This window comes from Candidatus Thiothrix phosphatis (genome assembly GCF_035668035.1).
GTDB classification, from domain to species: domain Bacteria; phylum Pseudomonadota; class Gammaproteobacteria; order Thiotrichales; family Thiotrichaceae; genus Thiothrix; species Thiothrix phosphatis.
Map to the genome: position 1 here is coordinate 13,735 of NZ_JAYMYJ010000019.1, position 13,342 is coordinate 27,076.

Here is a 13,342-nt window from a genome sequence, read left to right on the forward strand (position 1 = left end):
ACGCACTGTTCTGCAAGGCAGGGTTGGCGGTTCATTTGTTCCCTGTTTCGCCTTCCAATCCAGTGGCATAGTTATTGCTTCGCAACATTAGGAAAATCTTATTGAGCGAGGATGCCATGCCCATGCCGAACCAGATTCTGGCCACGCCACTCAACGAATTGCATGCGGATATTTCCGGCATACCCGGTTTTGAGCATGTGGGGCCCGGCTTGTCGTTGCAGGCCATCCTTGAAACCGTGGAGCAGGCACCCGTGGCGATTTCCATCACGGACATCCGTGCCAACATCCTCTACGTCAATTCGGCGTTTGAAAACCTGACCGGCTACACCCGTGATGAAATCTGCGGGAAAAACGAATCCCTGCTGTCCTGCAACACCACGCCGCTGGAGGTTTACCGCGACCTGTGGCGCACCATCCAAAGCGGCAAAGTGTGGCGCGGCACCCTGGTCAACCGCACCAAGACGGGCGAAAGCTATCTGGCGGAGCTTAATATCGCGCCGGTGTTGGATGCTGGCCGCCGCATCACCAATTTCCTCGGCATGCACCGTGACATTTCCACCCTGCATCAGCTCGAACAGGAACTCAAGCACCAGAAAGTCTTGTCGGAAACCATTCTGGATTTGGCCCCGACCATCGTGGTCTTGCTGGACAGCGAACATAATGTGCTGCTTGACAACCAGGCTTACAAACAACTGAAGGCGAGCTTTGGCGACACTGAACCCGCCCACCTGTTCCTGGAGGCTTTGGCTGACCGGCTGGATGGGGGCGATGCCTTCGGTGGTTTCAATGACGCCCAGGTGCGGTTCGACGCGCCCAATGGGGCTGAATGCTGGTTCACCGTGTCCGGCATCCATGTCGACGAACTGGATCATGCCGCCCAGAATTACTTCAAGGCCGGGAATGATGCTGAAAACGGCCACTACCTGCTGTTGGTCGCCACTGACATCACCACCCGCAAAGCCGAGGCCGAGCGCGCCCGCATCCAGCAACTGAAGGTGCAGATCGCGGAACAGGAACTGACCCAAAGCATCCGTGAAACCTTGTCCGGCGCCATTTTCCAACTGGAGACGCCGATCAATGTCATCCAGGCGGCGTTGGCGATGTCGCACTCTTCGCCGGAAGCGCTGTACCCCATCCTGCGGCAGGTGCTGGATTCCTCCCTGCGCGCCTTGGACGCCATGCGCCGGGTGCTGCCGAAAGCCGAGCAGGAGCGCCGCTTCCTGGTCAACATCAACCAGATCCTCAAGGATTTGCTGGTCATTTCCACTGACCGGCTGCTGTCTGTCGGTGCCGTGGTCGATTGGAAGCCAGAGCCGGTGCTGCCCACCATCACCGGCAGCGAATCCTCCTTGCGGCGCATGTTCCACTACCTGCTGGACAACGCCTTGCTGTCGCTGGAGGAAGCCGGGCGCCGCAACCCGGAATTGCGCATCCACACCAGCGTGAAGGACGACGCCATTTGGGTGGAGATCACCGACAACGGCGTCGGCATACCCGCCAAGCAGCGCCTGAAAGTGTTCGAACCCTTCCAAAGCGGCTGGAAACGCGGGCGCGGCAAGGCCGGTATGGGCCTGAGCATGGCGCAGGAAATCGTCAACAGCCACGGCGGCGGCATCCGCATTGACCCGGATTACGCCAGCGGCTGCCGTTTCCTGGTCAACCTTCCCATCCGCTACAGTAGTGAGGCCGAAGCATGAGTGACGGGCGCGACGCCTCCCAACTGGAACAGACCCTGACCCTGCTGGAAGACGAACTGGCCTGTATCTACGCAGTCAGCAAGGTGTTGAACCGTTCCCTGAACCTGCCGGACAGCCTGCGTGAAGTGTTGCGCGTCCTGCATGAGCAAGGGCAGTTGGAGCACGGCATGGTCAGCCTGCTGGACGATGGCAGCGGCGACCTGCTGTTGTGGGAGCTGCACCGGCAGGACAAGCCGACGGTGGACAATGTGCGCTACCGTTCCGGCGAAGGCATCATGGGGCTGGTCATGGAAATGGACAAACCCCTGATTATCCGCAAGCTGGCCGATGAGCCACGGTTCCTCGACCGGCTGGGCGTCTACAATTCCGCCCTGCCGCTGATCGCCGTGCCGATCCGTGCGCGCGGCGACGAAATCGTCGGGGTGTTGGCTGCCCAACCGCCAGCGGAGCTGCACCTGCTGGCCGAACGCCGCCGTTTCCTGGAAATGGTCGGCAACCTGATCGGCCAGAACGTGGTGCTCGCCAACCAAGTCGCCAACGACCGGCAGGAATTGCAAAAGGAGCGTGACTCGTTGCGCCGCAAGGTCAAGGGTGATTATGGCTTCGGCAACCTGATCGGGCGCACCCGCGTCATGCAGACCGTGTTCGAACAGGCGCGGCAGGTGGCGAAATGGAACACCACTGTGCTGATCCGGGGCGAATCCGGCACCGGCAAGGAGCTGATCGCCAACGCCATCCACTACCATTCGCCGCGCGCCAACAACGCTTTCATCAAGCTCAATTGCGCCGCGTTACCTGACAACCTGCTGGAGTCCGAACTGTTCGGGCATGAAAAGGGAGCGTTCACCGGCGCGGTCAGCCAACGCAAGGGGCGTTTCGAGCAAGCCGATGGCGGCACCCTGTTCCTGGATGAAATCGGTGAAATCACCCCCGCGTTCCAGGCCAAGCTGTTGCGGGTGTTGCAGGAAGGTGAATTCGAGCGGGTCGGCGGCAGCAAGACCTTGCAGGTCGACGTGCGCGTGATCGCCGCCACCAACCGCAATCTGGAAGAGGAAGTGCGCGTCGGCGATTTCCGCGAGGATTTGTATTACCGCCTCAACGTCATGCCCATCGTCATGCCGCCGTTGCGTGAGCGGCTGGAGGACGTGCCCGACCTGGCCCGTTTCCTGGTCAACAAGATCAGCCAGAAACAGGGCCGCCCGCTGGACATCGGCGACAGCGCCATCCGCTCCCTGATGCACCACAGCTGGCCGGGCAATGTGCGCGAATTGGAAAACTGCATGGAGCGCGCCGCCATCCTCAGCCCGGACGGGCATATCGACGCCCAGGTGATCCGCCTCAGCGGGCTGGACAGCAGCCAGCATTTCGCCGTGGCGGAAACCAGCAGCACCGGAAACAAGGCCAAGATCGATTTCAACGACCCCGACCTGGATGAACGTGAGCGCGTGATCGCCGCACTGGAAGAAGCCGGGTGGGTGCAGGCCAAGGCCGCCCGATTGCTGAATATGACGCCACGACAAATTGCCTACCGTATCCAAACACTAAATATTCAAGTACGGCAAATCTGATACCGAAAGCGCGATCCTCTTCTTGAACAACGGTATCTGTATCACTCATGGGCGGCCTGCGGGCCGCTTTTTCCTGAATTGGCAGGTGTTATGGCTGCTTTTCGATCCCTGCATCAAGTCGGGGTAAGTTGGGAACATTCCCCGCCTGTTGCTTATCCCCAGCGGCCAATGATCAGTTTGCCGCCCGGTTTTTGCTCCATCAGGGTGGTGCGGGCGCTGTAGCGTGGCGCGACGATGTAATCCGGTTCGGATGACCAACTGACGGTTGAATTGCTGATGCGTCCGGCGGCGTCCAGTTCCACCGTCACCTCTTCAGCATAGGTGTTGATCTGCGACAGGCTGCTGGGTTCGGTTTCGGCGGAAGTGTCGCGCACGTCATCAAATGAGCCGACCGCCAGCACCAGCCTGCGGGTGCGGTTGGCGCTGTCGCGCTCGGCCTTGATGACATTGACGGTATGGTCAAAACTGCCATTGCCAGTGTGGTCAATGAAAACCAGGCTGCCGGGTTGCAGCAGGTTGACCGGCACTTCCGGCTTGCCGGTGTCGCCGCCATTGCTGAACGCCGGGTTCCAGTCCCACACACGGGTGCAGGCGCGCGCCACCTGATGGGCGCTGATTTCGGGATAATGCACCGCCACGCCATACAGCATGGATTGTTGGGGGTCGAGTTTTTCCACATTCAGCACCGCCTCGTAACCGGAGCGCTTGACCTGAGTGCCGCTGTCCGAACGGCTGAAAAAGCCACGGGTCTTGTCGCGGGTCGCCACGATCCAGCTTTTTTCCGCCGCGCCGCGCAGGACGGGGTGGGGCAGGGTGATGAAGCGGTCTTCCTGGATCTGTTTGCGGAACTGGTCCATCAGGAACAGCGCCATGCCCTTGCAGTCGGCCTCCACCCGGTTCTGTTTCATCACTTCCCAGTAGGAGCCGAGCCAGACGCCGTAAGCTGTCTGGATGGCCGGGCTGGCCCAGGAAAAAATCTCATTGCTGCTGTTGAGGCGGATTTCCGGCATCCGCAGGCTGCGGAAATTGGACAGGTACGCCAGCGGGTCAGTGGCTTTCATCGCTGGGGTGCGCAAATCCAAGCGGGCGGCCACGCCATCCAGTTTTGAGAGCATGGCCGCGTCAACCCGGCCAGTGACCGGCAGGCTGACCGCCAGTTGGAAAGCTTTGACCGCGTTTTCGGTGTTGCCGCCGAATTTGCCGTCGCACAGGTCATGCAGATGCCCCAGCCGCCCGAGCGCGTATTGCACGGCGACCACCGTCGTGCCGCTGGCCCCGCGTGCGATCTCGCCCTGCAAGCCATTGGGGAACGCCTTGCGTAATGCTGTGTCCTGAAACGCCATGCCCTGACTCCTTGTTGGTTGTTGAGGTTCGCAGTGTATAAATATTCCGGCAGGTTTGCTGAAAATTTGTAAGGGTCAGCCGCTTGCCAGCCGCCTGGCCACGGCGTCGAGCGCCTCGCCGCATGGCTCCCGGACATGCAAGGCGGCGGCCCCATCGGCGCGGGTGGAGCCAGGGTTGAGCAACGCCAGGGGTTTGCCCCATTCCTGCGCCCGCAGGCAAAAGCGGTAGCCGGAGTAGACCTTGAGGGAACTGCCCACCACCAGCAGGGCGTCGGCGGCGCGCAAGGCGTCCAGGCAGCGCCCAACCCGCGCGCTGGGAACTGTTCCGCCGAAAAACACCACATCCGGCATCAGCACCCCGGCGCAGCGGAGGCAGGCCGGAATGCGCACCTGCCGGATATGTTCGCCTTCCAGGAGGGCGTCGCCGTCCGGACGGATCGCCGCCTGGAGGCCGGAGAGCTGCGGGTTTAGCTGCGCAATCCGTTCCTGCATCTCGTCACGCAGGCTGTGCGCACCGCAATCCAGGCACACCACATCGCGCAGGTTGCCGTGCAAGTCGACAACCTGGTGGCTGCCCGCCTGCTGGTGCAGGTTATCGACGTTTTGGGTGATCAGCAGTGGGATGTGCCCGGCTTGCTCCAGTTGCGCCAGCGCATGGTGCGCCCGGTTGGGGCGGGCGCGGGCGATGGTGGTGCGGCCCAGGAAGGAGCGTGCCCAGTAACGCTGGCGCACCGCTTCGTGCTGGATGAAATCGTTGTGTTGCATGGGCGGGCCGCCTTGCCACACGCCATTGTGGTCGCGGTAGGTCGGAATGCCGGAATCCAGGCTGACGCCCGCGCCGGTCAACACCAGCAGACGGGGATGCCGTTCGATAAAAGCCTGTAAGTGTCCGGTTGCGGATAGTGGTTCATGCATGGTGGTTTTTCCTGCCTGAAGTACAGGTAGGACTATAGCAGGCTGGCGGGCGCATGGGCGAATCAGGCTGTTTTGCTTGTCGCCATTACGCCGCGCCGGATAGCTGCGCGCTCAGAACCGGGCGGCGGTTTCGACGGTCTGGCGGGCGATGTCCCGAATTCCTGCCCAGTCGTTGGCTTGCAGTTTGTCGTCGGGGGTGATCCAGGAGCCGCCCACGCACAGGACGTTCGGCAAGGCCAGATAATTGCCGAACGTGTCCGCGCTGATCCCGCCGGTCGGGCAGAAACGCACATCCGGCAATGGGCCATGGATGGACTTGAGCATCTTGATGCCGCCCGCCGCTTCCGCCGGGAAGAACTTCAGCATGTCATAGCCCAACGCCATCAGCTTCATCACTTCCGACACCGTGGCGGCACCAGGCAGCAGCGGCAGGTTGGCTTCCTGCGCCGCTGCCAGCAGGCTGTCGGTCGCACCGGGCGAAACCGCGAACCGCGCCCCGGCGTCCTTGACGGCGCGCACGTCCGCTGGCGTCAGCACCGTGCCCGCGCCGACGATGCTGCCGGGCACTTCGCTCATGGCGCTGATGACTTCCAGCGCCGCCGGGGTGCGCAAGGTCACCTCCAGCACATGCAGGCCGCCTTCCACCAGCGCTTCCGCCAGTGGCCGGGCGATGATGGCGTGCTTGATGACCAACACCGGGATCACCGGCACTTGTGCGCAAATTTCTTTAAGCTTCATGCTCATACTCCTTCCGGAACAGGGAATAACGGGCTGGCGCCATGGGCGGCCGCCCCGACATGGGAACGGAAAATGGCGAACAGCTCACGCCCCAGCCCAGAATGGCTGGCGCTCAGGTCGGCCTGTTCTGGCGCACGGTCGGAGAACCCTGCCGCCAGCACCTCCAGCGTCCCTTGGCCGACATCCAGCCGGATCAGGTCGCCATTGCGGATTTTGGCGATCGGGCCGCCATCCATCGCTTCCGGGCTGACATGGATGGCCGCCGGAACCTTGCCGCTGGCGCCGGACATGCGCCCGTCCGTGACCAGCGCCACTTGCTGGCCGCGATCCTGCAACAGGCCGAGTATCGGCGTGAGGCCGTGCAATTCCGGCATGCCGTTGGCTTTCGGCCCCTGGAAGCGCACCACGCAGACAAAATCGCCCGCCAGTTCGCCCGCCTCGAAAGCGGTTTTCACTTCTTTCTGGTCGTGGAACACCTTGGCGGGGGCTTCGATCAGGTGTTTGTCCGGCTTGACCGCCGACACCTTGATCACCGCATCGCCCAGGTTGCCCAGCAGCCGCACCAGGCCGCCGGTTGGCTGGAAGGCTTCTGCAACCGGGCGCACCACCTCCAGGTCGTGGCTGTCGCCTGCGCCGTCCCGCCAGGCGGCCTTGCCACCCTCATCCAGGAACGCTTCCCGCGTGTACAGATCCAGCCCGGGGCCGGCGACGGTTTCCACATCCTCATGCAGCAGCCCAGCCGCCAGCAGTTCGCGGATCACGAACTGCAACCCGCCCGCCGCATGGAAATGGTTCACGTCAGCCATGCCGTTGGGGTATACCCGCGCCATCAGCGGCGTGATGGCGGACAAGTCGGCGAAATCTTCCGGACGCAGGATCACGCCCGCCGCCCGCGCCATCGCCACCAGATGCAGCAGCAGGTTGGTGGAGCCGCCGGTGGCGTTCAGGCCGACAATGCCGTTGACGAAGGCTTTGGCGGTGAGGATGTAGGCCGCCGGGGTGTAATGCTTGCCGTGCGCGGTCATGTTCAATGCCCGCTGCGCGCCTGCAATGGTCAGCGCATCACGCAACGGCGAGCCTGGGTTGATGAAACTGCTGCCCGGCAGTTGCAGGCCCATGAACTCCATCAGCATCTGGTTGCTGTTGGCGGTGCCGTAGAAGGTGCAGGTGCCGACGCCGTGGTAGGACTGCATTTCCGCTTTCAGCAACTCATCGCGCCCGAGCTTGCCCGCCGCGTATTCTTGCCGTACCCGGGATTTCTCATTGTTCGGCAGCCCCGACACCATCGGCCCGGCTGGCAGGAAAATGCACGGCAAGTGGCCGAAACTGGCCGCCGCGATCACTAGCCCAGGCACGATCTTATCGCATACGCCCAGGAATACGGCGGCGTCAAAGACATGGTGCGCCAGCGCCACGGCGGCGCTCAGGGCGATGACGTCGCGTGAAAACAGGGACAGCTCCATCCCCGGTTGCCCTTGGGTGACGCCGTCGCACATGGCGGGCACGCCGCCCGCCACTTGCGCGGTGCCGCCCACCGCCCGCGCCGCCGCTTTGATGAGTTCCGGGTAATGCTCAAACGGCTGGTGCGCGGACAGCATGTCGTTGTAAGCGGTGACGATGCCCAGATTGCCCGCTTTGTGCTCCACAATCCGCAGTTTGTCGGAGTCGGGGACTGCCGCCACCGCATGGGCCAGGTTGCCGCAGCCCAAATGCCTGCGGGGGTTGCTGACTGCCGCATGTGCAATCTGTTCAAGATAGGCGGTGCGGGCGGCAAGGCTGCGCTCCTCAATCCGTCGGGTGATTTCACATAATCGTTCGTATTGGTTCATGACTAGCCTCTCCCAGGCACAGTGCGCGCAATGCGCGCCGCCGGGCGCGTATGTGCGGATGTTTCATGTTTCTGATGCGTGATTGCGCCGGAATCGCCCCCGATGCATCACGATGGAACAGCGCTGGCAATAGTTTGCGCATTGCGGGGCTGCCGCTTTCACCGGAACTGGCTAGGCCAAACGCTTCAGCGGGTATGACCATACTGCCCATTTAACAACTCCTTGCAGCATTGGTGGCGGCCTGGGTTGCAGGCCGGGTATTTTCCAGTGTTTTTGTCAAAAAATACGCTGCAAGTTTGATGCCAGTAGCGGTGTTGTGGGCGCTTGCCGCCTGCCCGGAGATGTGGTGTTCAGCCAGCGCCGCAACAGCGCCTTTAGCTGTTCCGGCGCAAACGGTTTGCTCAGGTAGTCATCCATTCCCGCCGCCAGGCAACGTTCCCGCTCCCCGGTGATGGCATGGGCGGTCAGGGCGATGACCGGCAAATCCGCAAAACGGGGGTGGGCGCGGATTTGCCGGGTGGTTTGGTAGCCATCCATGCCCGGCATGCTGACGTCCATCAACACCAATTCGACGGATTGTTGGGCAAGGCGTTCCAAGGCGGCGGCACCGCTGTCCACGGCGATCACGTCGACGCCGATGGCGTTCAGCAGTTCACTGCCGAAAAACAGGTTCATGGGTTCATCATCCACCAGCAGCACGCGGTGCCCGTAGAACCAATCCGCCGTGACGGTTGCTGTTTCCGCTTCCACTTGGGGTTCCGCCTGCAATGGGAAGCGTAGGGTGAAGAAAAAACAGCTCCCCTCGCCGGGATGGCTTTCCACCTCCAGCGTCCCGCCCATACGTGCGACCAGCTTGTGGCTGATGGCCAGCCCCAGGCCGGAGCCACCATAACGGCGCGCGGTGCTGCTGTCGGCTTGCGAAAAGGGCTGGAACAACTGCCGTTGCTGTGCCGCGCTGATGCCGATGCCAGTGTCGCTGACGGAAAAACGCAGCGTGGCTTCATCATCCGAGGCTTGCAACGGGGCGACTTGCAGGACGACATGGCCGTGCTCGGTAAATTTGAGGGCGTTGGTTTGCAGGTTCAGCAGCACCTGTTTCAGCCGGGTTGGGTCACCCACCAAACAGCGTCCGGGCGGCGGTTGGAAACGGTTGTCCTGTTGTAGGGCAAGCCGTTTCCTGTTCGCCTGTTCCATCAGCAGTTGCTCGGTCTGGTGCAGCACGTCGTCCAGCGTGAACGGGATGTTTTCCAACCGCAGCTGGCTGCTGTCCGCCCGCGCCAGATCCAGGATGTCGTTGACCAAATCCAGCATGTGGTGGGCAGAAATTTCCAGCTTGTGGACATAATCCTGCTGTTTGCCGGAAAGAGGGGTGATTTTCAGCAGGTTGCCTGCGCCCACAACAGCGTTCATGGGCGTGCGCAATTCGTGGCTCATGGTCGTCAGAAATTCGTCCTTGGCTTTGTTGGCGGCGGCTACGCGCTCGGCCTGTTCCCGCGATTGGCGGATTTGCTCGGCCTGGGTCAGTGACAGCAGGACAAGCGACAACAACAATCCCGCATACGGCCCTTCTGACAAGAAAGGATAATTCCCGATCAGCCCGAGTGTCCTTAACAATGCCGGTATGATGCTGGCCACAAAGATCAGGACGGCGAAAATCAGTGATGAAGCCAGTTTGACGCCGCGCAGCGACAACATGACCAGCGCCATCACCACCAGGAAGGTCAGTATGCTGGCCAAAGCGCCGACCAGCATCAGCCCGTATGGCAGGAGCGAGATCACCGGGGCCAACAGGCACACCAGCCAAAAGTAGCCGCGAAACACTTGGTACATGCCGGGCAGTGTTGTTTGCATGGACACAATGCTGACGCTGAAACTGGCGCAGCTGGCCAGCGCCACCAGCGCCACACTGTTGCTGACCGGCTGGAACAGCGCCTTGAAAGAACCAAAATAATGCAGCAATCCCATGTGGTTCCCCAACGTCAGCGCAAACGTCAGGATGAAAACCGACAAGGCCAAAAAGCTATGGTCACGCAGGTACAGGAAATACATGAAGTTGTAGAACGCCAGGGTCAGCAGGCCGCTGAACACGAAACTGATCAGGGGGTATTCCATCACCACCCGTTGCAGCATGCCGGGCGCGGTGTGCATATCCAGCATCAGGTACAACGGGTCTTGGTTGTTCTGGATACGCATGTAGAGCGTATAGGGCGTATCCTGCCTCAGGTTGAGGTGGTAAAGGTTATCCTTGAAATAGGGGAGGCTGGTGTTTTTGGCGAAGGGTTGCGAGACGCCGCCTTGACGCACATACAAGTCGCCGGTTTGGGACAACGAACCCGGCAAACGCAGATACCAGTTGGTTTCCTGGGTGCGGTTGACCAGCTTGGCCCGTAGCCAATAGGCTGAATGGGTGAAACCCAGTTCCAGCGCGTCCAGCCGGTTGCGGGAAAAGCGGGCGTCGTAGGTGCCTGATGCCACATCATCCAAACTCAGTTGGCCGCTGGGGTCGGCAAGAATCTCGAAATGCTGGGTGACGCGGAAAGGTTCACCGCTAACGGTAGGGTTGGTCAGGAGCAAGAGCGCATCTTCCGCATGGCTTTGTGCAGGCAGAAAAAACAGCAAACAGCATAGCCATGGCAAAATAACGCCTCGCATGGCGGGAATGTCACCGCTCAATTTCGCTTTCACATAGAAGCCCACCCCTGGCGCACCCTCAGATTTACTCCCTATCACTGTTGGCAAGTATAGCAAGCCTGCGGAAAGGCCGCCGGGTCAGACCGGCTGCTTTTCCAACTTAATTCATGGCGTGGCTGTTTTAGGGGGCGGTGGCGGAATCCAGCACTGGCGCGCTACGCTTGTGCTGTTGGCTGACGCGGGGGGCTGATGGGTGGGGTGGCGCAGGCCAATCGTGGCGGTGGCGTGATCAGGCGGTCACTTGTTTTTTCCCCGGCTGCATTTCCTCGCGGATGACGCGGCGCAAGGTCATTTCCAGCGACTGGCCTCCCTGCTTGATATGGGCCTTCAGGGCGTCATTGATCAGGCTTTGATAATTGCCGCCGTTCCTCACTTGGTCGCGGAACCACTGGACGACATCAGCGTCCAGCCGGATGGTGATCTTTTCCTTGTTGCCCTTGAGGGTGGCGCGAGATGGGCCATTGCCAAAGTCATACTGTCCGTTCATGTTATCTGCCAATTGTTTTCGTTGATCTGGATCAAAATAAAATTTTCCCTGTACTTGGCTCTTGTACATACAGACAGGCCAAGAGTCAACGCCTATTCTTGCCGCCCAACATAACACTGTCATGAAAATGGATTAGCATTTCCCGTTTGGCCGGGATATTTTTATTTCCCAATCTTGAAATTGTGAGGAAGCAAATGGAGCACGACAACAACATGGAGCAAGACCAAAGCCACGACTGGCTACAGGCGGAATTGGACGACACCCTGGATGACCTGTTTGAGATGGAGTTCAACGAACCCATGCTCAGTCAGGAAATCCGCAAGCTTTACAAGCGCCAGCACCCGGACATGCTGGATAACCGCGTTTATTACAGCAACCTGTTGCGCCTCCAGTCCGAGCTGATCAAGTTGCAGTACTGGGTGGAACAGACCAAAGCCAAGGTGCTGATCATTTGCGAAGGGCGTGACGCTGCGGGCAAGGGTGGCGTCATCAAACGCATCACCCAGCGTTTGAACCCGCGCGTCGCCCGGGTGGTGGCACTGCAAAAGCCGAGCGACCGCGAACTGACCCAGTGGTATTTCCAGCGCTATGTGCCGCACCTGCCTTCCGGCGGTGAAATTGTCCTGTTTGACCGTTCCTGGTACAACCGCGCCGGGGTCGAGCGGGTGATGGGTTTCGCCAGCGATGACCAGGTCGAGCAGTTCTTTCAGGACGTGCCGGAATTCGAACGCATGCTGGTGCGTTCCGGCATCATCCTGCTGAAATACTGGTTCTCGATCACGGATGAGGAGCAGCAGTTGCGGTTCATGATCCGCATCCACGACCCGATGAAGCAGTGGAAACTCAGCCCGATGGATTTGCAGTCCCGCGTCCGCTGGGAACAGTACACCAAGGCCAAGGAAGAAATGTTCGAGCGCACCAATATCCCGGAAGCGCCTTGGTACATCGTCGAAGGCAACGACAAGAAGCGCGAGCGCCTCAACTGCATTGAGCATATCCTCTCGCAAATCCCATATGAGGACACTTCCACCGAGAAAATCGCCTTGCCTGAGCGGGTGTTCAACCCCAACTACGAGCGCCGCACCTTGCCGGATGAGCTGTACGTGCCAAAGGTTTATTGAGTGCGCAAACGGGTGGGTCAGGCGGGTTGGCGGGAATGCTCACGGATCAGCGCAATTTCCGCTGCGCCAATGCCCAGCGATTCCAGAAAGTCCTGATGGGCTTCGGGGGAGCGCTGTTCGAATTCGCGGTGCCATGTTCGCATGCCCGCCTCGTCCAGCCCGGCGGCGCGCAGCATTTCCACCCAGCGTTCCTTGCTCATGGTGCGGCTGCCGCGCAGGGCGGAAGCGGAGCCAAGCAGGCGCACAAGCACCTGCTGTTGCTGGCGCATCCGGCTGATGTCGCGGTTGAGCGCCTGAAGGTGGCGTTCCAGCACGGCGGCGGGTTTGTCCGTGCTGGAAGCCAACAGGGTGCGGATGTCCGCCAGCGGCAAACCGGCGTCACGGTAAGCCTGGATTTGCGTCATGCGCTGCACGGCCTGCTCCGTATACAGACGGTAGCCGCTGGCGCTGCGCATAGAGGCGGGCAGCAGGCCAATCGCGTCGTAATGCAGCAGGGCGCTGCGCGACAGGCCGAAACGTTTCGCCAGTTGGCTGATGGTGTACATCCGCTGTCCCCGTTGTCAGCGGGAAGCTTGGCGGATTTGCGCCGTCTCTTCCGCCGGGATTTGCAGCCATTCCAGGAACGCCTGGTGCTGCGCCGGGTGACGCTGCTCAAACAGGCGATGCCACTGGCGCATGGCGGCTTCATCCAGACCGGCGGCGCGGAAAAGCTCCACCCATTGGGTTTTGTTCAGCGTGCTGTTTTGCATTGATGTTCTCCTGTTGTTGATTGGGACAGGGGTAAGGCTAAAGTGTGAAGCCGTAGACGGGTCAAGGGGATGATGGCGCTTGGTGCGGCTCCTGTTTAAAATGCCTACCCTTCACCGCAGTGCCACCCAGGCGCTGAACCAACCAACCCATGGCGGACAGTATGATTGATCGCAGGCATCACGTATTCCTGATCCCATTATTGG

11 protein-coding genes are annotated in these 13,342 nt (G+C 60.8%); 3 read left to right on the forward strand and 8 right to left on the reverse strand.

The window, feature by feature from the left end; translation table 11 throughout:
• The first annotated feature begins 101 nt into the window (after positions 1-101).
• Together nifL and nifA are read left to right on the forward strand one after the other, a co-directional pair.
• On the forward strand, positions 102-1,697 hold the full coding sequence (gene nifL / locus VSS37_RS02290; protein WP_324693004.1) for a nitrogen fixation negative regulator NifL: 1,596 nt from the start codon (positions 102-104) through the stop codon (positions 1,695-1,697).
• Entirely contained in the window at positions 1,694-3,265 is a 1,572-nt protein-coding gene (nifA, locus tag VSS37_RS02295; protein ID WP_324693005.1) for a nif-specific transcriptional activator NifA, read from the forward strand. The genes nifL and nifA overlap by 4 nt, the downstream gene beginning before the upstream one ends.
• Positions 3,266-3,417: 152 nt before the next feature.
• Here the strand turns inward: nifA and VSS37_RS02300 are convergent, their stop codons facing one another.
• The 6 genes from VSS37_RS02300 to VSS37_RS02325 form a co-directional block, all read right to left on the reverse strand.
• Complete coding sequence (locus tag VSS37_RS02300; protein WP_324693006.1) at positions 3,418-4,608, reverse strand: peptidoglycan-binding domain-containing protein; 1,191 nt, start codon at positions 4,606-4,608, stop codon at positions 3,418-3,420.
• Between the two features lie 75 nt (positions 4,609-4,683).
• Positions 4,684-5,523, reverse strand: coding sequence for an NAD-dependent protein deacetylase (locus VSS37_RS02305; RefSeq protein WP_324693007.1), 840 nt, complete (start codon positions 5,521-5,523; stop codon positions 4,684-4,686).
• Between the two features lie 111 nt (positions 5,524-5,634).
• Positions 5,635-6,261 carry a bifunctional 4-hydroxy-2-oxoglutarate aldolase/2-dehydro-3-deoxy-phosphogluconate aldolase gene (locus tag VSS37_RS02310; protein WP_324693008.1) on the reverse strand — a complete coding sequence of 209 codons (627 nt, stop codon included), beginning with the start codon at positions 6,259-6,261 and terminating at the stop codon, positions 5,635-5,637.
• A gap of 2 nt (positions 6,262-6,263) precedes the next feature.
• Positions 6,264-8,090, reverse strand: a complete 1,827-nt coding sequence (gene edd, locus VSS37_RS02315) for a phosphogluconate dehydratase (protein WP_324693009.1) — start codon at positions 8,088-8,090, stop codon at positions 6,264-6,266.
• Between the two features lie 276 nt (positions 8,091-8,366).
• The gene (locus VSS37_RS02320; RefSeq protein ID WP_324693010.1) at positions 8,367-10,775 is read right to left on the reverse strand and encodes a hybrid sensor histidine kinase/response regulator; all 2,409 of its coding nucleotides are present in this window, start codon (positions 10,773-10,775) and stop codon (positions 8,367-8,369) included.
• Between the two features lie 235 nt (positions 10,776-11,010).
• On the reverse strand, positions 11,011-11,268 hold the full coding sequence (locus VSS37_RS02325; RefSeq protein ID WP_324693011.1) for a BrnA antitoxin family protein: 258 nt from the start codon (positions 11,266-11,268) through the stop codon (positions 11,011-11,013).
• A gap of 299 nt (positions 11,269-11,567) precedes the next feature.
• Here VSS37_RS02325 and ppk2 point away from each other — a divergent pair, with 299 nt between their 5' ends.
• On the forward strand, positions 11,568-12,389 hold the full coding sequence (ppk2, locus tag VSS37_RS02330; protein WP_375339119.1) for a polyphosphate kinase 2: 822 nt from the start codon (positions 11,568-11,570) through the stop codon (positions 12,387-12,389).
• A gap of 17 nt (positions 12,390-12,406) precedes the next feature.
• Here ppk2 and VSS37_RS02335 read toward each other — a convergent pair whose 3' ends face one another.
• Positions 12,407-12,934, reverse strand: coding sequence for a MerR family transcriptional regulator (locus VSS37_RS02335; protein WP_324693013.1), 528 nt, complete (start codon positions 12,932-12,934; stop codon positions 12,407-12,409).
• 15 nt (positions 12,935-12,949) lie between these two features.
• Positions 12,950-13,138 (reverse strand): MerR family transcriptional regulator, encoded by a 189-nt coding sequence (locus tag VSS37_RS02340; protein WP_324693014.1) that lies wholly within the window; start codon positions 13,136-13,138, stop codon positions 12,950-12,952.
• Between the last annotated feature and the right edge of the window lie 204 nt (positions 13,139-13,342).